At 63.4% G+C, this 22148-nt stretch carries 22 protein-coding genes; 9 read left to right on the plus strand and 13 right to left on the minus strand.

All coding sequences use genetic code 11. From position 1 onward, the window contains the following. Positions 1-15: 15 nt before the first annotated feature. Together BCY88_RS26515 and BCY88_RS26520 are read left to right on the plus strand one after the other, a co-directional pair. On the plus strand, positions 16-996 hold the full coding sequence (locus BCY88_RS26515; protein WP_120347126.1) for a LysR family transcriptional regulator: 981 nt from the start codon (positions 16-18) through the stop codon (positions 994-996). A gap of 157 nt (positions 997-1153) precedes the next feature. Then, positions 1154-1708, plus strand: coding sequence for a YaeQ family protein (locus BCY88_RS26520; protein WP_120347146.1), 555 nt, complete (start codon positions 1154-1156; stop codon positions 1706-1708). 114 nt (positions 1709-1822) lie between these two features. Here the strand turns inward: BCY88_RS26520 and BCY88_RS26525 are convergent, their stop codons facing one another. Continuing rightward, complete coding sequence (locus tag BCY88_RS26525; RefSeq protein WP_120347127.1) at positions 1823-2248, minus strand: VOC family protein; 426 nt, start codon at positions 2246-2248, stop codon at positions 1823-1825. A 395-nt stretch (positions 2249-2643) separates the two neighbouring features. On the opposite strand from BCY88_RS26525, the gene ada reads away from it, so the two are divergent. The 4 genes from ada to BCY88_RS26545 all read left to right on the plus strand — a co-directional run bounded on the left by ada (position 2644) and on the right by BCY88_RS26545 (position 7367). Continuing rightward, on the plus strand, positions 2644-3840 hold the full coding sequence (ada, locus tag BCY88_RS26530; protein WP_120347128.1) for a bifunctional DNA-binding transcriptional regulator/O6-methylguanine-DNA methyltransferase Ada: 1197 nt from the start codon (positions 2644-2646) through the stop codon (positions 3838-3840). Beyond that, positions 3837-4754: a DNA-3-methyladenine glycosylase family protein gene (locus BCY88_RS26535; RefSeq protein WP_120347129.1), complete on the plus strand. Its 918-nt coding sequence runs from the start codon at positions 3837-3839 to the stop codon at positions 4752-4754. Before ada ends, BCY88_RS26535 begins: the two co-directional genes overlap by 4 nt. Before the next feature lie 236 nt (positions 4755-4990). Then, positions 4991-6607: a glutamate--cysteine ligase gene (gene gshA / locus BCY88_RS26540; RefSeq protein ID WP_120347147.1), complete on the plus strand. Its 1617-nt coding sequence runs from the start codon at positions 4991-4993 to the stop codon at positions 6605-6607. A 268-nt stretch (positions 6608-6875) separates the two neighbouring features. Next, positions 6876-7367: a hypothetical protein gene (locus BCY88_RS26545; protein ID WP_183081455.1), complete on the plus strand. Its 492-nt coding sequence runs from the start codon at positions 6876-6878 to the stop codon at positions 7365-7367. 347 nt (positions 7368-7714) lie between these two features. Here BCY88_RS26545 and BCY88_RS26550 read toward each other — a convergent pair whose 3' ends face one another. After that, complete coding sequence (locus BCY88_RS26550) at positions 7715-9277, minus strand: DHA2 family efflux MFS transporter permease subunit (RefSeq protein ID WP_120347130.1); 1563 nt, start codon at positions 9275-9277, stop codon at positions 7715-7717. A 136-nt stretch (positions 9278-9413) separates the two neighbouring features. Then, positions 9414-9956 carry a MarR family winged helix-turn-helix transcriptional regulator gene (locus tag BCY88_RS26555; protein ID WP_120347131.1) on the minus strand — a complete coding sequence of 181 codons (543 nt, stop codon included), beginning with the start codon at positions 9954-9956 and terminating at the stop codon, positions 9414-9416. Between the two features lie 252 nt (positions 9957-10208). Here BCY88_RS26555 and BCY88_RS26560 point away from each other — a divergent pair, with 252 nt between their 5' ends. Together BCY88_RS26560 and BCY88_RS26565 are read left to right on the plus strand one after the other, a co-directional pair. Then, positions 10209-10595, plus strand: coding sequence for a hypothetical protein (locus BCY88_RS26560; RefSeq protein WP_120347132.1), 387 nt, complete (start codon positions 10209-10211; stop codon positions 10593-10595). A gap of 267 nt (positions 10596-10862) precedes the next feature. After that, on the plus strand, positions 10863-12419 hold the full coding sequence (locus tag BCY88_RS26565; RefSeq protein ID WP_120347133.1) for an efflux transporter outer membrane subunit: 1557 nt from the start codon (positions 10863-10865) through the stop codon (positions 12417-12419). Positions 12420-12497: 78 nt separating this feature from the next. On the opposite strand, the gene BCY88_RS26570 is transcribed toward BCY88_RS26565, so the two are convergent. From BCY88_RS26570 to gspG, 8 genes are all read right to left on the minus strand, one after another. After that, entirely contained in the window at positions 12498-13277 is a 780-nt protein-coding gene (locus BCY88_RS26570) for a type II secretion system protein N (RefSeq protein ID WP_120347134.1), read from the minus strand. A gap of 22 nt (positions 13278-13299) precedes the next feature. Then, on the minus strand, positions 13300-13803 hold the full coding sequence (locus BCY88_RS26575) for a type II secretion system protein M (RefSeq protein ID WP_120347135.1): 504 nt from the start codon (positions 13801-13803) through the stop codon (positions 13300-13302). Continuing rightward, on the minus strand, positions 13800-15221 hold the full coding sequence (gspL, locus tag BCY88_RS26580) for a type II secretion system protein GspL (protein WP_120347136.1): 1422 nt from the start codon (positions 15219-15221) through the stop codon (positions 13800-13802). The genes BCY88_RS26575 and gspL overlap by 4 nt, the downstream gene beginning before the upstream one ends. Positions 15222-15249: 28 nt before the next feature. Next, entirely contained in the window at positions 15250-16467 is a 1218-nt protein-coding gene (gspK, locus tag BCY88_RS26585; RefSeq protein WP_259461519.1) for a type II secretion system minor pseudopilin GspK, read from the minus strand. A gap of 635 nt (positions 16468-17102) precedes the next feature. Continuing rightward, positions 17103-17780 carry a PulJ/GspJ family protein gene (locus BCY88_RS26590; RefSeq protein WP_120347137.1) on the minus strand — a complete coding sequence of 226 codons (678 nt, stop codon included), beginning with the start codon at positions 17778-17780 and terminating at the stop codon, positions 17103-17105. Then, complete coding sequence (gene gspI, locus BCY88_RS26595; protein ID WP_120347138.1) at positions 17758-18174, minus strand: type II secretion system minor pseudopilin GspI; 417 nt, start codon at positions 18172-18174, stop codon at positions 17758-17760. The genes BCY88_RS26590 and gspI overlap by 23 nt, the downstream gene beginning before the upstream one ends. A 1-nt stretch (position 18175) precedes the next feature. Then, complete coding sequence (locus BCY88_RS26600; RefSeq protein WP_259461520.1) at positions 18176-18664, minus strand: GspH/FimT family pseudopilin; 489 nt, start codon at positions 18662-18664, stop codon at positions 18176-18178. 209 nt (positions 18665-18873) lie between these two features. After that, on the minus strand, positions 18874-19338 hold the full coding sequence (gene gspG / locus BCY88_RS26605; RefSeq protein WP_120347140.1) for a type II secretion system major pseudopilin GspG: 465 nt from the start codon (positions 19336-19338) through the stop codon (positions 18874-18876). A gap of 237 nt (positions 19339-19575) precedes the next feature. On the opposite strand from gspG, the gene BCY88_RS26610 reads away from it, so the two are divergent. After that, the gene (locus tag BCY88_RS26610; RefSeq protein ID WP_120347150.1) at positions 19576-19989 is read left to right on the plus strand and encodes a type II secretion system protein N; all 414 of its coding nucleotides are present in this window, start codon (positions 19576-19578) and stop codon (positions 19987-19989) included. Between the two features lie 148 nt (positions 19990-20137). Here the strand turns inward: BCY88_RS26610 and gspF are convergent, their stop codons facing one another. Continuing rightward, on the minus strand, positions 20138-21355 hold the full coding sequence (gspF, locus tag BCY88_RS26615; RefSeq protein WP_120347141.1) for a type II secretion system inner membrane protein GspF: 1218 nt from the start codon (positions 21353-21355) through the stop codon (positions 20138-20140). Positions 21356-21359: 4 nt separating this feature from the next. Next, positions 21360-22148 (minus strand): GspE/PulE family protein (locus BCY88_RS26620; RefSeq protein ID WP_183081456.1); only part of this gene is annotated, 789 nt, incomplete at its 5' end.

Genomic DNA, 22148 nt, shown 5'->3' on the forward strand with positions numbered 1-22148 from the left:
ATAAGGAAACAGGCCATGACGACACGTAGCTACTCGAACTGGTTCGTGCGGGCGCGGCTCAAGACACGGCAGTTGCTGCTGCTCGCGGCGATGGAGGAGGAGGGCAACGTCCGGCGCGCCGCAGACGTGCTCGGCATGACCCAGCCCGCGGCGTCGCGGCTCCTGAAGGAGCTCGAGGACATGCTGGAGGTGAGTCTGTTCGACCGCACGCCGCACGGCATGCACGCCACGCTGTATGGCGAGGTGATGATCCGTCACGCGCGCATGGTGCTCTCGAACCTCAGCCACGCGCACGACGAAATCTCCGCGCTGCGCGCCGGTCTGGCCGGCCAGGTGCGCATTGGCGTGATCGCCGCGGCCGCTGCGACGATGGTGCCGCGTGCCATTGCCAGCGTGAAAGAGCGCTATCCGCAGTTGCAGATCTGGGCGGAAGTCGAAACCTCAGACGTCATGCTGCCGAGACTGACCGAGGGCGAACTGGACATCATGATCGGCCGGGTGCTGGAGCGGCAAAACCAGTTCAAGGCCGAAATCCGCTACGAACCGCTGGCCGACGAGCCGTTGTGCGTGGTGGCGCGTCCCGGCCATCCTCTCGAAAATGAAACAGGTTTGACACTGCGCGGAATCGTCAACGCAAGCTGGGTTTTGCACCCGCCAGGCAGCGTATTGCGCCATCGCTTTGATCTGATGTTTTCGCAGATTGGACTGAATCCGCCGCAAAACGTGGTCAATACGAACAATTTTCTGGCAATTTCGAGCTTATTGCTCCAAAGCGACATGTTGGCGGTTTTGCCCGACGAAGTGGCGCGTCAGTACCAACAGTACGGTGTTCTCAAGCAGGTTCCGATCGATTTACCGTGCAGAATGGATACATTCGGTATCATCACGCGCCAGTCGCACCAGCTTTCGCCGGCGGCCATCATCGTGCTCGAAGCCTTGCGGGAAGCCGCAGGCGAGGTCTACGGCAGCACTTTCGAGCCGCCCGTGGCGCGATAAATGCTTCTCCCATTGCAATAGTCGCAATTGCAGCCGGCCTACGGCTCGGGAGGATCACGCGATGTACACCAAACACCGAACACGGCAACGCGCCGTCGACGATTCTTTTTCTGTTCGCTCCGCCTCCGGCGGGGTGAGCGCCTGGTTTAGCAACGGCATGGCTCTCAAATCGACGATTTACAAAGCAGAACTCCAGATCGCCAACATGGACCGGCACTATTACGCCGACCATTCGCTGACGATCGCCCGTCATCCCTCGGAAACCGACGAACGGATGATGGTGCGCGTCGCCGCGTTCGCGCTGTTCGCGCAGGAACGCCTCGAATTCTGTAAAGGTTTGTCGGACGTCGACGAACCAGACCTCTGGCAGAAAGACTTGACCGGCGCGATCGAAACCTGGATCGAAGTCGGCCAGCCGGACGAACGGCGCATTGCCAAGGCAAGCGGCCGCTCGAACGAAGTGATCGTGATCGCCTATGGCGGCCGCACCTCGGACATCTGGTGGCAAGGGGTGCGCAGCAAGGTCGAACGCATGCGCAACGTGACGGTATGGACGCTCGCCGAAGATGTCGCCGCCGCGCTCGGCTCGCTCGCCGAACGGACCATGCGTCTGCAATGCACGGTGCAGGACGGCGAAGCATGGCTCGGCAGCGCCGACGCCGACGCGGTGAAAATCGAGTGGACGGTATTGAAGGCGCCTGCCAACGCCTGATAGCCTCGACGGGCGCCAACACGCGCTGGCAGCCTGAGTCCGTCTACCGCAGTGCGCGTCTATCCGGCTCGACGCGTGCCTGCCGCGCCGGCCGGGAGGCCGCACTCACCTTGGTCACAACGACGTCGCACGCGCCGCTTCGGGCGGCCCTTTGAGTTCGACCATATTGCCTTCCGGGTCGAACAGATACAGCGACTGCCCAAACCCATCCGCGCCGTAGCGCACAGCCGGCTCGCCAGGCTGCGCGCCGTGTTCGGCCAGATGCGCCTTGAGCGCCTCGGCGTCGAACGGCTCAACGCGCAAACACAGGTGGTCCATATTCCGCCCCGCACCCGGCACACCGTTGCCGGGATGATCGAGCTTGGCGCCGACCTGCAACAGGTCGATCAGCGAACGCCCCGCACGCAATTGCGTCAGACCCAGATCGAGCTGCTCCTTTTCGATGCTGCAACCGAGCACGCCGCAATAAAAGCGCGTCATCTCCGGAACGTTCGACGCCCGAATGACAATGTGATCGATCTCGCGAATGTGGATTTTCATGTAGAACGCCCCTTGGCTGGCTGGCAGAACGGATGAACAGCCACCAGTGTAGGAGATAGGAAGGGGCGGCGGGCGCGCTGATCAGTCCGTATGAGGGGCAGATCAGAAGCGTACAGACGAAAAAAAGCCCGCTCTATGTGGAGCGGGCTGAATCCATATCAGGAGGAGACATGGAGGAGACAAGTACTAATATACACATGGGGTTGGTGCGACGCAATAACTTTTTAAGGGAAAACCCGATATCGTGCCAAATTGTCGCAGTTTGAGGCGAAACGAGCGCCTGGCGGGCGTCCGGCACCTACGAGGAAGTGCAATGACAGAGCAAGAACCGGAGCGTAGTGTGTCCGCATGCGGCCTACATTGGTGAGCATCGACAGCACCTTTCCGGGACCATCATGAACCCCACCGTTCACAGCAAGCGTACCGATACCGGCAGCGAAACCACCACCGGCGACAGCCGCTGGGACACCGACGCCGAGCGTTGGGACGCCGTCACTCGCCGCGCGCCGCAGGCCGACGGCGCGTTCTTCTACGCCGTCAAGACGACGGGCGTGTTCTGCCGCCCGTCATGCGCGTCACGCCAGCCGCGTCGCGAAAATGTCGCTTTCTTCACCGACGCCAACGCGGCACGCGCCGCGGGTTATCGCGATTGCAAGCGTTGCCAGCCCGGCGGGCTGCCGCGCGAACTGGAAATCGTCAATCGCGCGTGCGCCGCGCTGGATGCCGATCCGCAGCAACGGCTCACGCTCGCGCAATTGAGCGACGCCGTACACGTCAGCCCATTTCACTTGCAGCGTCTGTTCAAGCGCGTGGTGGGCGTGTCGCCGCGTCAATATCAGGCCGCACAGCGCGGCGCCGCGTTGCGCGATGCACTGCAAAGCGGGTCGGATGTGACGCGCGCCACGCTCGACGCCGGCTTCGGCTCGCCTTCGCGAATGTACGACAGCGCTTCGGCGGAATTGGGCATGGCGCCGTCCGCGTTCCGCCGCAAGGGCGCGGGCCTCACCGTGCGCTACGCCAGCGCACCGACCTCGCTCGGGTTCGTGCTGGTTGCCGCCACCGACAAAGGCATCTGCAAGATCGGTTTCGGCGACGATGCCGCGACACTCGCCGGCGATCTGCGCGGCGAGTTCGCCAACGCCGAGCTGGTCGAAGACGCAACGCGGCTCGCCCCGTTCATCGCCCAGATCGACGCCTATCTGCGCGGCACGCGGCAGGATTTCGAACTGCCGCTGGATATCGCCGCCACCGCGTTCCGGCAACGGGTATGGGACGCGCTGCGGCGCATTCCCTACGGTGAAACGCGCAGCTATTCGGAGATCGCGGAAGCGGTCGGCTCACCCCGCGCCGTGCGCGCGGTGGCGAGCGCGTGCGCGACGAATCCGGTCGCTCTGGCGATTCCCTGCCATCGCGTGGTGCAAAAGGGCGGGGCGCTCGCGGGTTATCGCTGGGGTCTGCCGCGCAAGGCCGCACTGCTCGATAACGAAGCCCGGCACGCCGGCGACGTTTCGCTCGATGAACCCAAACAACGCCGCGAACGCGCGGCCGCTATTGTCACCACTGCCACTACTAAACTGGACCACGCCGCGTGAGCACGCTTGACGATGTTGCAACACTCGAACTGCCCTTCAAACCTCCCTTCGACTGGCCGCGTCTGCTGCGCTTTTTCGGCGGACGCGCAACCCCCGGCGTTGAAGCGGTCGAAGACGGCGCCTATCGCCGCGCGATCGACTGGGCCGGCGATAGTGGCACGCTGACGGTACGCCTGCATCCGCGCAAGCGCTGTATCGTCGCGAACATCGAAGGCCCGGCGAGCCGTCATGCCGACGCGCTCGCCGCGCCGATCTCGAGGATGTTCGATCTGCGCGCCGATCCGAAGAAGATCGGCCGCGAACTGGCCGCCGACCCATGGCTCGCGCCGTTGATCGAGGCCGTGCCCGGTCTGCGCGTGCCGGGCGCATGGTCGGGCTTCGAGCTGGTGGTGCGCGCCATCGTCGGGCAGCAGGTCAGCGTGAAGGCGGCGACCACCATCATCGGACGATTGGTGCAACGGGCCGGCGAGCGCATCGAGGGTCATCCGTATGAGCACACTGCGTGGCGTTTTCCAACGCCCGCCGCACTCGCCGCGGTCGATCTGGAAAAAATCGGCATGCCGGGTAAACGCGTAGCCGCGTTGCAAGGCTTCGCCCACGCCGTGGCGTCGGGCGACGTGCCGCTCGACAGCAGCGTCGCGGATGCCGACAGCCTGCGCGCGGCGTTGCTCGCACTGCCTGGGATCGGTCCATGGACGGTCGAGTACGTGGCGATGCGCGCATGGCGTGACGCGGACGCCTGGCCCGCATGGGACCTCGTGCTGATGCAGTCGATCTGCGCGCGCGACCCGTCGCTGGTGCGGCCCACGCAGCAACGCACGCGCACCGACGCCTGGCGGCCGTGGCGCGCGTATGCGGCGATGCATCTGTGGAACGAAGTGGCGGACCGGGCCGGGGCCGCGCGCGGCGGCTGAACCCCGTGTGGCTATCGGACGCGTGCAGGGTAGTGGGGTGCAGGGCGAGCCATTTGTCCTGAAATTAGGCCAGGTTGTGTCGCCTGGAGGCCCGCCGAAGCGGCCTCAAGCAGCCGTTCTGGCGAGATGTTAAAGTGCCCGCTACCCGAAAATTCCGCCGAACGTTGTCAACCGCGCAGTGCTGCACGTAAGCAGTGCAGCGGCACATGGCGGCCGACAACGCCCGACACGCATCAATGCCAAACACGACACCTTCCCGTACCAACGGCGCGTTAGCGCAGCGCCTCTCCCTGCTGACCTCGGGTCCGCAGCGCGACGCGCTGATACGCGGCCTGCGCGGCATCGAAAAGGAAAGCCTGCGCGTCACGCACGACGGCGAGCTTGCCATGACGCCGCATGCGCGCGCGCTCGGTTCGGCGCTTACGCACCCGTCGCTCACCACCGACTATTCCGAGGCGTTGCTCGAACTGATTACGCCGGCCGAGCACGACGTCGCGCTCACGCTCGAGAAGCTCGATACGCTGCATCGTTTCGTCTACGCCGAACTCGGCGACGAGATCCTGTGGAATAACTCGATGCCGGGCCTGCTGCCAGACACGGACGAAGGCATTCCGATCGCGCACTACGGCACCTCGAATATCGGCAAACTGAAGTACGTGTACCGCATTGGCCTCGCGCTCCGTTACGGCCGCACCATGCAGTGCATTGCGGGCATCCACTACAACTATTCGCTGAACGAAGAAGTGTGGCGGACCTTGCATGCGGACCAGCAATCCACGGCAAACGCCGTCGATTTCCAGTCCGACCGCTACCTCGCGCTGATCCGCAATTTCCGCCGCACCAACTGGCTGCTGATGTACCTGTTCGGCGCGTCGCCGGCACTGGATCGCCGCTTCTTGCGCGATCGCCAGCACACGCTCGAAACGTTCGACGCCGACACGCTGTATCGCCCGTATGCGACCAGCTTGCGCATGAGCGATCTCGGCTACTCGAACACCACCGCACAAGCCGCGCTGCACGCCGACTACGACACGCTGCCGGGCTACCTCGACGCGCTCGCGAAGGCCGTGAGCCAGCCGTATCCCGCGTATGAAGCGATTGGTACACAGCGCGACGGTGAGTGGGTGCAGATCAATACGAACGTGCTGCAGATCGAAAACGAGTTCTATTCGACGATCCGCCCAAAGCGCGTCACGTATCCGGGCGAGCGTCCGCTGCATGCACTGGCCGCGCGCGGCGTGCAGTACGTCGAAGTGCGCTGTATGGACATCGATCCATTTGAGCCGACCGGTATATCGCTGGAGACGTCGCGTTTCCTCGATGCTTACCTGCTGGTCTGCGCGCTCGACGACAGCGCGCCACTGCCGCCGGACGCCTATGCGGAGGCGAATCAGAATTTCGGCCGCGTGACGATGGAGGGCCGCAAACCGGGCCTCGAACTGACGCGCGACGGCAGCCCGATCGCAATGACGGATTGGGCGAACGAACTGTTCGTCCAGATCGACGCTGCGGCCGCGACGCTCGACGCATTGCACGGCGGCGACGCACATGCCCGCGCCGTCGCGGTTCAGCGCGCGAAACTGGCGGATGCTTCGCTGACGCCGTCAGCGCGCGTGCTGCAGACCATGCGCGACAAGCAGCAAAGCTTCCTCGCGTTCGGCCTCGAACAGAGTGAAGCGCACGCTGCCTATTTCCGCTCACGTCCGCTGGACGCCGCGCAGACCAGGGAATTCGCCGACCTTGCCGTGCAATCGCTTGCCGAGCAGGCCAAACTGGAACGGGAAGAGGTCGGTTCATTCGACGCATTTGTCGCAGCGTACCGGGCGTACACACTGAACCGGTTTAGCGTCTGAGCGACAAGCAGACAGCATCAAAAAACGGCCCCGCGCCCATGCCGTTCAGTCAACGCTGAACGGCATTTTCATTTGTGACATGGAAAACGGCCTCCCGGGCCGCTTTTCAATTGCGCACAGGTAACGTCTACGCGCAGCGACGCTAGCGCCCTGTTCATGCCGGCAAAATCTCCCCACGTCATGACGATTCGCTGACGCGTATGAAACACCTTGTCAGGAAAGCGGTCCAACTTTCACGACCCGCTCCGGAGAGGGAGGCTTGAACGTGATGAAAAAGGATCTGTTGGCCGCGCTGTGCCTGATGGCGGTGGCGGGATGTTCGACGCAGGGGCAGGTTGATCCGGACGTTATGCAGATTGCGACCACGCCGTTGACGTGTTCGACCAAGGCCGAGTGTGATGTCTGGTGGCAGCGCGCGCAGACGTGGGTAGCGGGTCATTCGAAGTACAAGATCGAATCCGCGACGGACACATTGATCCAGACTGCCGGTCCGGACGGCGGCAAACGTGCGCTCGCGTACCAGATAACGCGCACACAGAACCCGGACGGCACGGCAACGATTGGTTTCGCGGCGCATTGCGACGGATCGATGGGCTGCAAGCCGAACCCATGGGAAGCGGGCGCCGATTTCAAGGAATACGTACGAGGCACTACAACGGGCACGCCGCAAAGCGGCGAAAAACCATCGCAGCCTGGACCAACGGCGATGCACCCGGACGCACCGGGACAATCGATCCAGGGGGACGCAGTAACGCAATAAGGGAAAGAAAACGCTCACGTAGAAACCGCGAAGAAGCTACGAGCGCGACACCACTCGCGGCAAAAACCGCAGCGAGTGGTGTGAAGACCCAGGCATCGGCGCGCGCAGCGCCGCCGGAGGCATGACGGCCTTGTCACCAGAGCGGAGTGTGCGAGAACACGGATTCCAGATGCACCACTACCGCAACTGTGCGGGGGACCCACTTAAGAGCTGGCGGTGTGAGCCGCTTTCTTTGCTTATCTTTCTTTGCGGCGGCAAAGAAAGTAAGTGCCGCCCCGCACAGGGGCAACACTAATAATCCAATAACACAACAAGGAAAGGCCAACGCCGTAGGCAAAAAACCCACATCAATGCCCCATAGAAGGCCCAACCCCTTTACGGGGTTTAGTCACCCAAACAAGCACAGCCAACACCAGAAACCCCGCACACGAAATCCGAAAAAAATCGTTAGTGGCCATCATATAAGCCTGCGCGGTCACGACCTGATTCAACTGAGCGGTGAGGCTATCTCCAGAAAGCCCGATACCAGCCAGCGCATTGGTATAAGCATTGGTATTAGCCGAATAGACGCTCACCGAATCGGTCAACATCGCATGATGATAGATCGTGTCATTTTCCCAATAAGTCGTACTAACAGCCGTCCCAATCGCCCCCGACAGAGTCCGAAAGAAGTTGGACAATCCAGAAGCACTGGCAAGCCGCTCATCCGACACACTGGACAGCGTAATGGTCGTCATCGGCACAAAGAAGCAGGCAACGCCAATACCTTGCACCAACCGCGGCCAGATCACATGATTGAACGGCACATCGAGCGTAAAGGTCGAGTTCCAGAACGACACGAATGCAAACACGACGAACGCAAAACTCGCCACCATGCGCAGATTCAATCGATGCATATTCCTGCCGATCATCGGCGACAGAAACAGCGCAAGAATACCGACGGGCGCCGTCGCGAGGCCGGCAATCCCCGCGGTGTAGCCCATCACCGTCTGCAACCACAGCGGGAAAATCACCACCGACCCGAAGAACGCCATAAACCCGAACGAAATAATCACCACGCCGAGCGCGAAATTCCGATCCTTGAAGAGCGAAAGATCGACGACAGGCTCCGCATCCGTCATCTCCCACACCAGCAGGAATGCGATCGACACCACGGCGATAATCGCCAGCGTGACGATAAACGTCGAGTTGAACCAGTCGCGATCCTTGCCCAGGTCGAGCACCATCTGCAGGCACGACACGCCGATCACCAGCAACGCAAGGCCGACCGCATCGATACGCTGTTTGGTCACCTTGGTCTCACGGCCGCGCAGCAACAGGAACGCGCACACGGCCGAGAACAACCCGATCGGCACGTTGATATAGAAGATCCACGGCCACGTGTAGTTGTCGGTGATATAGCCGCCCATCACGGGCCCGAAAATCGGCGCGCAGATCACGGTCATGGCCCACAGGCCGAGCGCGAGCCCGCGCTTTTCCGGCGGGTATGAGCGCATCAGAATCGTCTGCGAGAGCGGGACCATCGGCCCCGAGACCAGCCCTTGCAGAAGCCGGAACGCAATCAGCGATTCGAAATTGTGCGCGAAGCCGCACAGCGCCGAGGCGATCGTGAAAAGCAGAACGGAGAGGGTGAACAGCCGCACCTCGCCGACACGCCGCGCGAGCCAGCCGGTCAGCGGCACCGCGATCGCCGAGGCCACGGAATAGGACGAGATGACCCAGGTGCCCTGGCTGGTCGCCACGCCAAGGCTGCCGGAAATGGTCGGCACCGCGACGTTCGCGATCGACGTGTCGAGCACTTCCATGAAGGTGCCAAGCGCAAGACCGACAGTAAGCAACGCCAGCGTCCCGCCTTTGAGCGGAGCGGGTTCGGCGGCGGGTAGGGCGTCGGCGGAAGCCGTAGCAGCCATGTGTGATTCTCCTCAGCCGGGAAAGCTTGTCGCGGCAGCTTTATCGCACTCATCTGACAGCGCGCTTACATGCCGGATCACCCTCTGCCCAGACAGACATTTTCAAACAACGGCGCATTCAAAAAGCGCCTCCTGGTTACTGCTCGCCGTGATCTGGCGATGGCTCTTCGGGTGAGTCTTCCAGCGATTCCTGCGTCGATCCCAGTCCACAACACCCGCTTGCGCCCTCACCGATGCCGTTCGCAATGAAACGGCTCAGCAGGCTGACCAGAGTGGCGTGTTCCGCTGCGGAAAACCCACGCAACTGCTCGTTCAGCACGGCGGCGCCCAGACTGGGCAATTGCCGCGCGGCTTCGTAGCCCTGCGGCGTCAGTACCAGCTTGACCATCCGGCGGTCGGCGTCGCTGCGTGTGCGCACGATAAAGCCTTTCTTTTCAAGGCGATCGAGCAAACGCGTCATCGATCCGCTGTCGTATGACATGACACGCGACAACTCAAACGGCGTGTTCGCGCGTTGCGAGGCCAACATCAGAATCACACCGATCTGCTGAGCGGTCAGTCCTAACGGTTTCACCGCGCGGTCAGTTCGTTCGACAAGCACGTTTCGCGCTTTCGTCAGGTAGTAGCCAAGACTCGATTCGAGTTGAATCTCATCCGCTTTGTAGGGGCCGTCAGTCATCGTGTATCCGGGAACATCGCCAAGCAGAACGAATTCTAGCTGCCTAAGCAGACAAGTCAAACTGGATTTCGCGGGACGCGAACAGCGCAAAAAACAACATCGCCCTCGCGAACGACCAAAGTATCTTGAAATTTAATTGCATGGTCAATATTATGATAGGCAACGAGTTACGCGCGACCCGCGCCACCCGAGACCATGTTCTGACCGATTGTCTGCACGCCGCAACGGCGCCGTGCGAAAAGGATTTCCCCCATGCTGTACCTCAAAAACACCCTCGGCGGCTTGAGCCGCTCCCTGACCGATTCCGCACTGAGCAGCTTTCAAGGGCCGCATCGCTGGTGGAAACTGGCGCTGTTCGCGGTGCTGTTTGTACTGCCCGGTGGATCGGTAGGCGTCGCGGTGTTTGCGTGGTTTGAGCATCGGCGGGTGCAGAAGGACGCTAGGCGCGTCGCTGCAGCGGAATCAGTGGGGTCGGTAGGGTTGCCGGCTGCGAGCGGGGGCGTCATCGCCGTGGCGAAAGCCGTTCCGGTGCTTGCCGGAAGCGCGGCGGCCACCTGCCACGCACGAGGCGATGCGCCGTGCCGGGCTGCGGCCGGCAAGCTGGCCCGGCAGACCACGTCTTCGGATTCGCGGGTCTAACGGTTCTCCCCGGCTGTATTCTCTTCTCACAGAGCCGGGCCTGGTTGCCCGTGCGGCGCGCTTGCGTCGCCAAAGGCAACGAGGCTGGTAACAGCACGTAACCATCCCGACACCCTAAGTAACACACCTCCGCCTTCCCTCGCATTACCCTTTCAGTTTGCCGCGCTCATGCGGCCCCATACGCTAACATTCCGGCAGAGCCATGATCTCGCCCGGCTGGCAGCGCCGCCATTGGCCGCGCTGCGGCGTCCTGAAGGAATCCATTGCATGCAGTTTGATCGAACCTCGCGCGCGCGGACGCTTGCGCCCCGCGCCCTGACTATCGCCGTGGCCGCGGCGCTCGCCGCCCTGCTGGCCGGTTGTGCGGTCGGCCCCGACTACAAGCGGCCGGCGGCTGAAATCCCCGCTTCCTACAAGGAAGCCGCGCCCGGCTGGAAAGTCGCCCAGCCGGCCGATCGTCAGGACCGCGGCGACTGGTGGACCATTTACCAGGACCCGCAACTCAACGCGCTCGAAGACAAGCTGAACACGTCGAACCAGACCATCGCCCAATATGCCGCCGCCTACCGGCAGGCACGCGCGCTGGTCGGCGAGGCTCGCGCGGCGTATTTCCCAACCGTTGGTGCGTCGGCCGGCGGCACACGCTCCGGCTACGGCTCGTCGTCCAGTAGCGGCGCCACGACCACGAGCCGCTCCGGTATCAACAACAGCTACAACGTGCAACTCGACGCAAGCTGGGAGCCGGACCTGTGGGGTTCCGTCACGCGCTCGGTCAATTCGCAGAAAGCCGGCCAGCAGGGCGCCGCCGCCAATCTGGCCAATGCGCGGCTGTCCGCTCAGGCCACGCTCGCGCAAACCTATTTCTCGCTGCGCGCGCTCGACTCCACCCAGAAGCTGCTCGACGACACCGTCGCGGCCTATCAGCGCTCGTTGCAGCTCACGCAGAACCAGTACGCGGCAGGCGTCGCCGCGCGCTCGGACGTGATCCAGGCGCAAACGCAGTTGCAATCGGCGCAAGCAGCCGCAATCGACAACGGCGTGCAGCGCGCGCAAGACGAGCACGCGATCGCGGTGCTGGTTGGCGAGCCGGCCTCGACCTTCTCGATTCCGCCCATGCCGCTAACCGCCACGCCGCCTGCCGTGCCCGCGCAAATGCCCTCGGCGCTGCTCGAACGGCGTCCGGATATCGCGGCGGCCGAGCGCACGGCGGCAGCCGCCAACGAACAGATCGGCGTGGCGATTGCCGCCTTCTTCCCGTCGCTCACGCTGTCGGCCACCGGCGGCTTCCAGAGTTCGGCGTTCTCGCAACTGCTGACCTTGCCGTCGCGCTTCTGGACGCTCGGCCCGCAACTCGCCGCCACGATCTTCGACGCGGGCCTGCGCGAGGCCAAGACGGAAGCCGCTCGTGCTGTCTACGATCAGGACGTCGCCACCTACCGTCAAACGATTCTGGCTGCGTTCCAGGATGTCGAGGACAATCTCGCCTCGCAGCGCATCCTCGAGCAGGAAATCGTCGTGCAGCGGCAAGCGGTGGATTCCGCGCGGCAGGCGCTCGCCATCGTCACGAACGAGTACAAGGCGGGTACGGTCGGCTACGTCAACGTGTTGACCGCGCAGACTACCGCCTTCACCGCGGAGCAGAAGCTGGAGAACCTCGCCGGGCAGCGCATGGTGTCGTCGGTGGGTCTGGTGAAGGCGCTCGGCGGTGGCTGGGATGTGTCGCAGATGAACCGCGAAACGGGCGATGTGGCCGCGCCTGCGCCGTTGCCGGCCACGCCTGTGGCGCAAAACGGCGCCACGCCGCAACCGGCGCAGAGCAACTAGCCGCGCGGCGCGCCAGGAAAACGCAAAAAAGGCATGGCCGCGAAATGCGGCCATGCCTTTTTTATTGCAGCCCGAGCCTCAGTGCACAAACGTCAACGCGACGCTATCCGGCCCGCTTGGCCGGCCCAGCAGATTCAGCAATCCGGCCAGATTGTCGCGTGCTTCCGGCGCGGAGCTGGCCGTCCCGTGAAACGACGTCGAGGCTGACGACACGCTGCCATTGCCGGTCAGCATCAGCGGCCCCTTGAGGGTCGTCAGATCCAGCGTGGACGATGCGCCCTGCGCCTGGAACAGCAGCCGGTAAGAACCCAGCGGCTTGACCAGCGAAACGCGCGAACTGACATCGTTCAGAGTCACGGTCAGCTGGCCGAACGCCTCCTGATTGAAGCTGCGCCAATCGGACCATGCAAGGCGCACGTCGCCTTGCAGATCAAGCGTATTGAACGGCGCGCCGAGGCCGCTCAGGAGCGATGCCGGCACCGCCATGGCCCCCGGCGTCACGGTCGCGGTGCGCGGGGTGATGTCGACGGTAATCGGGTCGGGCATCGCTTCGCTGTGCCGCATGGTCATCCGCACGCGGCCGGTAAAGAGCGGCCAGAACGCGGTGCGCCATTCGATCCGCCCCGGCAGCAGGGTGGCGGCGCTCATGTCGGAACCGGCAGCGAGCATCAGCGTGGCCGAACCGTGCCACAACGAGCCGGCGGGATCGACGAGATTGACGTGGCCACGGGTCTGTTTGGCGAATTGCGGCGTAATCCAGGCGGCCGGCAACAACGTGAGCATTACGGCCGCGCTCGCGAACACCGCGACCGCCAGCCAGGGTAGCGCCACGCGCAGGCGCCGCATCCAGTAAGTCATGCGAGATCCTGTATCGGCGCGGTCATTTCGCGGTAGACGGCTGCAACGATGCCGTCAGGTCCACCTGGCCGTCTTCCTTGAGGGCGCTCACGTGGGCCTCGGCGACCTGCACCTTGAATTGCTTGCGCGCGTCGTCGACCCAGCTCGTCCACGCCGGGAACGACACATTCTTCATCTGGATCTGCACCGCGTTGCCGATCACCTGCACCTGGGTCGCGGCGAGCCCGTGATCGCTGAGCGAGGCGCTGAGCGCGTCCTTGAGCGCCGCGCCAGTCGGCGCGACCCCTTGAGCCGCGGCGGAAAGCTGGCGCGCTTCATTCGACTGCGCGGTCATCTGCGCCAACTGACGTTGCAAAGTGGGCAGCGACTCACGCAGATGCGCGCGGCCCTCCTGCGCCGGCGCCCACAGCACCGACCACGCGATCACCACGGCCAGCACCCCGCCACCCCACGCCAGCAGCGTCTTTTCGCGCTCGGTGCGCTGGTCCCAGAATCCAGCCCAGCTTTGGGCGAGTTCAGCTTTCATTGTCCGTTCCTGATGGTCCACTTACCGGTGTTGCTGTCGATCGCGCCGGTCAGGCCGTTGCGCGACAGACGCTTGGCAAAATCGGCGTCGAGTTTCACCTCGGGCTTGAAGGTCACATCGAGCCGCCGGTCGTGATAGTCGAGCGCGGCGATGCCGTTGACCGGCACCGGCGCCAGCGAACGCGCGAGCCCGTCGGCGAGCGAGAGGAAATCGTCGGGTGAAAGCTCACCGGCCGCCACCCGCAGTTGCTGCAACTGGCGCGACATCTGGTCGGGCGCATCGAGCACGACCGTCGTCTTGGGGAAGCTGTTGAGAAACAGTTCGGTCATCTGCGTGCTGATCGCGTCGCGTTGACGCGCGAGCATCAGCCATTGCACGTTCGCGCTGACAATCGCGACCACCAGCGCGCCAACCGCCAGCATGACCGGCAGGCGCAGGCGCCGCAGCGTCGCGCGGTCGAGCCGCCACGGTTGCGAAGCGAACTCGAACTGGCACAGGTCGAAGCGGCACGCCAGCGCGCGGCGTGCGAGCTGCTCGAACGGCAACGGGCTGGCCCCATGCACGTAGGCCGCGAGTTTCGCCGGACTGGTTGCGGCGAGACTCGGCTCGTTGCCGGGCACTTCCGTCAGCATGTACAGCGAGACCGGCGCGGCGCCGGCGAGCGCGCTGAGCGTCGCGTTCACGGCGCTGGCCGGCACCGCCAGCCCCTCGCCCTGCACGCCGCGCGCGACAGCCAGTTCGACGCGTGGCGCACCGTTGTCCACCACGCGTTCAACCGCACCTTCAAGCAGCAGCGCGGGCGAAGTGTGAGTCACGGCGCCAAGCACGGCAGCCACCATCGGCACGGCCGCAGCGACCTGTGGCGCCACCACCGGCGCGACGCCCGGCAGCGACGTCGCCACGCTGGCGGTGCCCGCCATGACCGGTTCGCCCGCATTGACCATTTCCGCGACTTCGGCGGGCGTGTCGAGCGCGACAGCTTGCGGCAGACAGCGCGTAACCGGCACGGCGCGCACGCTGCGGTGGCCGGCTGCGGCAAAGCCCTCGCAGATGAAGCGGAACCAGCCACGGTCGATGATCGCAAGCAGCTGACGGCCGCCTGCGACCGGTTGCGGATCGACGGCGATGTGACAGGTTTGCGGGTCCTGGATCAGTTGATCCTCGACGATATTCGGCAATGCCTGGCGCAGCCGCGGACCGCGCAATGGTGGCAGCTTGGCGGGCATCATCAGCAGGTCGCGGGCGGCGACCATCAGCACCGTCGACGAGGCGCGCGGCAGCAGCGCGAGCGCCGAGCGGCCCGCGCGTTGGGTCCGGCCCGATTTGTCGAGCAGCACGAACGGCAAGTCCGGCAGTTGCCATTCCTGCGACGGCACCGCCGGATCACGCGGCGGCAATAGAACGATCAGCGTGCTCAAAGGCCACTCTCTCTGGGAAAGGCGTTATTCATAGTTGGTCTTGTACCCGCACGATACGCGTAGTGTGAGTCAAAGCATCGCGATAGACGAGGGTTGTTCGATCGACTTCCGCGCGTTCGTGCTGCACGCGGCCGTGGATCAGAAAGTAACTCGTGTTGACGTCCATTTCATTCGGATCGATCGAGACCGACTGGACGCCGGCGCCGCGCAAGGCGAGCTGCACGTCGGCGACATTGTGGAAAAACACGGTCTGCCGACGCGCGACGAAGGCTTGTGCGGAGGACAGGTTCATCCCCGGCACGATGGCTGCGACCACTTCGGCGGAGGCCGTATTCATGTTGACCGCCGACACCGTCGGCAGCACGGTGACGAACGGCCGCAAGCGCGCGATCATTTCCGGCGTGTAGCCGGGGATATCGAGCAATGAATCGACGCTCGTCATTTGCAGCGGCGCGACCGCTGCGTTGTCGTCGCCGTCTTCGATACCGGGTTTGTCGGTGAAGCCGCCGCCGATAGCGCCGCCGCCCGGGGTGATCGGGGTCGCCGTGGTGCCCGCGGCGGAGGTGACCGTCTGGAAACGTGTCGCCGATTGCGCGAGACTCGAGCGCACCTGCAGGGCGGTGGTTTTCGCCAGCTGGCTGCTCATGCCGAGGGACACGAGCAGACGTTGGTAGGCGCCGACCTGCTCCATGTTCAGTTGCATGACGCCGGGCGCCGGGCTCGAGACCAGATTACGGAGGTTGAATTTCGCCTGGGCGTCTTCGATTGAACCTGAGAGGTAGGTCGCCTGGCCTTGTTCGGCTCGGACTTCACCGATTTGTCCAAGGAAATCCGACAGACGTGTTTTGGCTATGGGGACACCCCATAAGCCACCCAGGTAGGTGATGCCTGCTGAGGTGTCGCCCTCCGAGCGGAGGATCAGGCGCGTCCAGTCGAGCGCGCCTCGTCCGATCCATTGCGCCTGGGATAGGAGGCGTTGGTTTTCTATCCTTCGGATTTGGACTTGCTGGCGCCAGAGCATGCCTGATACCAGGATCGCTGATAGCGCGACTACCAGGAGGGCGCTGATGATGGCTGCGCCGCGCTGGTTGTTTGCTTGTTTGCCTGTGGCGTTGGCCTTTCCTTGTTCTCCGGTGTTGGCCTTTCCTTGTTTTCTTATCGGTTTATTAGCGTTCCCCCTGTGCGGGGGGGCACCTACTTTTCTTTGCCTGCTGCAAAGAAAAGTAGGCAAAAGAAAGCAGCTCAAACCGCTAACTCTTAAGTGGGTCCCCTGGCTCGCAGAGGGCAGTGGTGCATCTGGAATCCGTGCCCCCATGTCCCCAACCCGAAGTGACAAAGCAGTCATACCTCCCGACTCGCGCAGCGCGCTCGCCGGACGGGTCCGCTTTGCAAACCCATGGCTTCGGTTTAGGGGAGGGGGGGCCATCGGCTTCGCCTCGGCGAGGCGCTCAACCATACGCCGTGCGAATGCTGGCGCGTCGGGACTCGTGTGTACGGCCGAAGCGCGGGCACTGGAACACTCGCTTGTTTGTGATATACCGTTCGGCGCGCGGAGCGCCGCTGGAGCGGATGACTGCTTTGTCACGGACGGGGAGTGTGCGGGGGCACTGATTCCAGATGCACCACTACCGTTAGCTGTGCGGGGGACCCGCTTAGCATTAGCGGTTTGAGCCGCTTTCTTTTGCCTACTTTTCTTTGCGGCAGGCAAAGAAAAGTAGGTGCCCCCCCGCACAGGGGGAACGCTAATAAACCGATAAGAAAGCAAGGAAAGGCCAAAACCGGAAGGAAACAACGAAAGACCACGAGAAGAGCGCAGACAAAAGCACTGCCAGAGGCGCAAAACCACAGAGCGTCGCGGAGACAAAAAAGAGAACCTCATACTCACTCTCCGACGAGAAAAACCCGCGTAACAGGCCGCGCCAACGACTTAGCCCCAATACTCACTTCCAGCCCAGTCACCGACCGCGGCAGCGGCGCATTCCCCAGCTGGGGCACCTTCAGATTATTGTCGTTCTCCGTAATGGCACTCTGCACATCCTTCATCTGCGTGGTCCAACCAACCTTGGGCACATAAAGACGCGCCGAAATAGCCCCGACGCCGCCCATCAAAGGCACCGCCGTCCAACCATCTCCCTCGCCCCCGCGCAGTGCACCACGCAACTCGCCCACGTTCCCCAGCGGCGGTGACGCATACCGGATCACACGCCCCTCGGATACGCGATACCTCACCACCTGCAAGCGCGGCGCCGTCCCCGGCAACAGAATCTGCCGCACGATCTGCAGCACGCTGCCGCTAATCGACACTGCCGCCTGTCCGGATTCGTCATCCGATACAGCCTGACGCGCGTCGATCCGCATCTGGTCGAATAACTGCGCAAAAACGCGCTCGTCTTCCATCGCGTTCGTAATCGTCTGGCGGCCACGAACGATCTGGTCCAGCCCGCGCCACGACAGCACGGCAATCACCGCCATGATCGCGATCGCGACCAGCAATTCGATCAGCGTGAACCCACGCGCGCCCGATCGGCCGCGGCGCTCAGAGCGAACGGTTGTTTTCATTCGCGACCACCGTAACCATCTGGGCGAGATTGCCGGAACGCCCAGGCATCGTCACCATCACTTCCACTCGACGAAACACCGGATTCGGCGTCGCCGTCACATTCTCTGTACAAATCAGCTGCAAATTGCCCTGCGAACAGTCAAAACTCGTCGAGCCGACGTTCGGCCAGCCATGCGTCAAATGCAGTTGCGCCAGCGTATTGTCCGCGCTCCATCCGGCCAGCAACCGTCGATGCAAATCGGCTTCGCCGCTCGCCAGACTCCCCACGGCACGCAATGACGCCGCCAACGCAATCGCAATGATCGCCAGCGCCACCAGCACTTCGATCATCGTAAAACCGCGCTGCGCGCTGTGGACCATCTCGCGAGCGCTCATGTTCCTGCAACGACGCATCTCAGTGCACCTCATAGCGGCCGTTGCCGGTGCTGACAATCGTCGCGCGCCCCACCGCCGAAAACAACGTGATTTGCACCGGCACGTCGATCGCTTCGGTACCGAACACGACTCGGCTCGGATGCGAATCCGACCCGGGATAATTGATCGTCACGCCGGTCACGCCACCTTCCCAGTTGCGCGGCCCGAGCAGATCGTCGCGCAGCGGACGCCAACCGTCTTCGGTACGCACATCGAAACGAAAACCATCGTCAAGCGGTTGCCACGCAATCGGCCGCGCGCGTACCTGGGCTTCGTCGCCGGCCGATTCGAACAGCAGCGCGAGACGCTGCGCCTCCTCGTTCAGATCGGTGCGCGGATTGCGCGTCATCGTCAGTGCCGTCAGCGATACCAGAATGCCCGCGATCACCAGCACCACCATCATTTCCAGCAGCGTGAAACCTGCCGCGCGCTTCGCGCGGGCGGTGCCGCAACCGTGTGCGCCACGCATGCCGCGCACGCGTGCGCCGGCGCACGCCGTACACGGAGTGTCCACAGGGGACTTGCAAGCGGACAGTCGCATAGTGCCGGCCACAAACGATCAACCAAAGATCAGAAAAACAATGAGTCGATACGACGCGCGGTGGATCGCCAACGAGCTATGCGATCCGGCGCGCCTGACAATCAACAGCGCTTAATGAATCACCGAACAGCCAGGGGCTACTGCCACGAGCCGATGTCGGCGTCGTTGCCTTCGCCGCCCGGTTTGCCGTCCGCGCCATAGCTGAACACGTCGATCTCGCCATGCACGCCCGGATTCAGGTACTGATAGGTATTGCCCCACGGATCGTTCGGCAAACGTTCGAGGTAGCCACCGTCCTTCCAGTTGTTCGGCACCGGGTCGGTGGTCGGCTTTTCGATCAACGCGCGCAGGCCTTGCTCCTGCGTCGGATAGCGGCCGTTGTCGAGACGGTAGAGTTTCAACGCCTGCATGACCGTGCCGATATCCTGCTTGGCGGCCACGCGGCGCGCTTCGTCCGGACGGCTCATGATTTTCGGCACGATCAACGCGGCCAGAATGCCCAGAATCGCGATCACGACCATGATTTCAATCAGCGTGAAACCGCGCTGGCGACGGCTGCGCGGGCCCGCGATTTCCATACGTCGAGTGGTCGACAGTTGCATAGCTTGCTACCTCTTTTCAGGTGAAATTTTCGATCGGGCGGGATTCGCGTGTCAGCCAATCAGGGCTGCCATTGAACACGCCGGGCCGGTCATTTTAATGTCATGTTGTTGAAGGGTTGCGACAAAACGCCGGGTCACCCCAAGTTTCTCGCGCTCCCTCCGGGGCCTCGCACTTTTCGCGAGATTAGGAGTACTTTCCCCCAACGCAATTTTCACAATAGTCCGTACAATATGCGCATGAACGCCATTCAAATCCGCCTTCTGTCGCTCGCACTGTTCGCCGTGTTTTGCGCGACATTGACCTACTGGGTCATCACGCTCGCCACCACGTCCGGCGCGCCGTTGCCTGCCGCCGCCGCACATGCGCAGGTCTCGACCGACCAGGCCGCCACGCTGTTCGGCGGCCAGCTCACCCGCAGCGCCAATCAGGACGTGCATCTGTTCGGCATCCTCGCTTTGCGGGAAGGCGCCGCGGCCATCGTCAGCGTCGGCGGCGAACCGCCGCACGCGGTGTCGCTCGGCAGCGCGCTCATGCAGGGCGCCAAACTCTCCGAAGTCCGCGCCCGCTCGATCATCATCGACCGCAATGGCGCGCATTCCGAAGTATTCCTGCCGGCCAACCCGGCAGGTCCCACCATCTACGTGCGCTAATCTACGTGCACTAATCCAGGCGTTCTGCCTGGCTTCAGCGGATTGCACGGCGGTTCTCAGGGCCGCCCCTCGCATGCGGCCGTAGCAGCGCAGGCACCGCAGTTGCCACTCAACCCCTGCCGCCTCGCAACCGAAAAACGCCTGCGCCTTACTGCACCAGGTTGTTCAATTCGATGATTGGCAGCATCACCGCCAGCACGATCACCAGCACCACGCCCCCCATCGCCAGAATCAGCAACGGCTCGAGCAGGCTCGTCAGGAACATCGTGCGCCGCTCCAACTCACGTGCTTCGCCGTCGGCCGCGCGGTCGAGCATGGTCGTCACGTCGCCGGTCGCTTCACCCGACCGGATCAGGTGAACCAGCACCGGTGGAAACGTCTTCGTATTGCCGAGTGCACGCGATAGGGACGTACCCTCACGCACACGCACGATCGCATCGTCGATGTTCTCGCGCATCGCGTTGTTGCTGAGCGTTTCAGCAGCGGCCTGCAACGCGCGCAGGATCGGCACGCCCGCGGCAGTCAGAATGCCCAACGTGCTGGCGAAACGCACCGTGTTGTAGCCGCGCACAAGCTTGCCGAGCAGCGGTGCGGTGAGCAGCCAGCGATCGAACGCGAGGCGCGGCCCCGGCTGCTTCAGGACCGAGCGCACCAGATACACCAGCACGGCCACGCCGATCAGCATCGCCCACCACCAGTTCCGCACGAAACCGGACAGCGCCATCATCATGATGGTGAGGATCGGTAGTTGCTGTTTGGTGCTGGCGAACACGTTCACCACTTGCGGCACCACGTAGCTCAACAGGAACGTGACAATGCCGAACGCGATCAGCGTGACGATCGCGGGGTAGGTGAACGCGAGCACGATCTTCTGCTTGAGCGCGTTGCGCTGCTCGATGTAGTCGGCGAGCCGCGAGAGCACGAGACCGAGCTTGCCGGTATGTTCACCGGCCGCCACCAGCGCGCGATAGATCTCGGGGAAGTCTTTGGGATGCTGCGTCAGCGCATTCGCGAGCGAATGGCCGCCGAGCACTTCGGCGCGAATCGACGCCATCAGCTCACGGATGTAGTCACGCTCCGATTGCTCGGTCAACACCGACAACGCTTCGTCGAGCGGCAAGCCGGCGATCAGCAGACTGGCCAGTTGCCGCGTGAGAATCGCCTGCTCGCGCTGCGACAAACGCCGCCCCAGCGACAGACGCTGATTGCGCTCGCCACGTGTGCGCGTCGCGGCCGGTTCAACGACGAGTGGCGTCAGTCCTTGCGAACGCAGATTGGTTCGCGCACCGCGCGCGCTGTCCGCGTCGAGCACGCCCTTTTGCGCTTTGCCGGCCGCATCGATCGCTTCGAAACGAAATGCTGGCATGCGCTTATGCTCCGCCCGTCACGCGGATCACTTCTTCGAGCGACGTCAGCCCCGACGCCAGCCAGCGGTCCGAGTCCTCGCGCAGCGTACGCATGCCCTGCGCACGGCCCGACGCCAGAATTTCCGCATCGGACGCGTTGCGGTGAACCAGCGTGCGGATCTCGTCGTCGATCAGCAGCAGTTCGTACACGCCGCGCCGTCCCGCATAACCCGACTGTCCGCATTTGTCGCAGCCGACCGGATGCCAGCGCACGCTGCCATCCTCTTCAACACGCTCTTCGCGGCACACCGGGCACAAACGCCGCACCAGCCGCTGCGCCAGCACGCCAAGCAGCGACGAGGCCAGCAGATACGGCTCCACGCCCATGTCGGTCAAACGCGTCACTGCAGAGGCCGCATCGTTCGTGTGCAAGGTCGCGAGCACAAGGTGACCGGTCAGCGACGCCTGCACCGCGATCTGCGCAGTTTCCAGGTCGCGGATTTCGCCGATCATGATGACGTCCGGGTCCTGCCGCAGAATCGAGCGCAGCGCCCGCGCGAAGGTCATGCCGATCCGCTCGTTGACCTGCGTCTGGCCAATGCCGGACAGGTCGTACTCGATCGGGTCTTCGACCGTCATGATGTTGGTGGTCGCGGTTTCGAGCCGCGACATCGACGCATACAGCGTGGTCGTCTTGCCCGAGCCGGTCGGGCCGGTCACCAGCACGATGCCGTGCGGCTTGCCGATCAGCTTGTCGAACTTGACGAGCGTGTCGGGCGCCATGCCGAGCGCTTCGAGATTCAGGCGCGACGC

Origin of the sequence: Paraburkholderia fungorum (genome assembly GCF_003610895.1) — a bacterium.
Classification (GTDB): domain Bacteria; phylum Pseudomonadota; class Gammaproteobacteria; order Burkholderiales; family Burkholderiaceae; genus Paraburkholderia; species Paraburkholderia fungorum_B.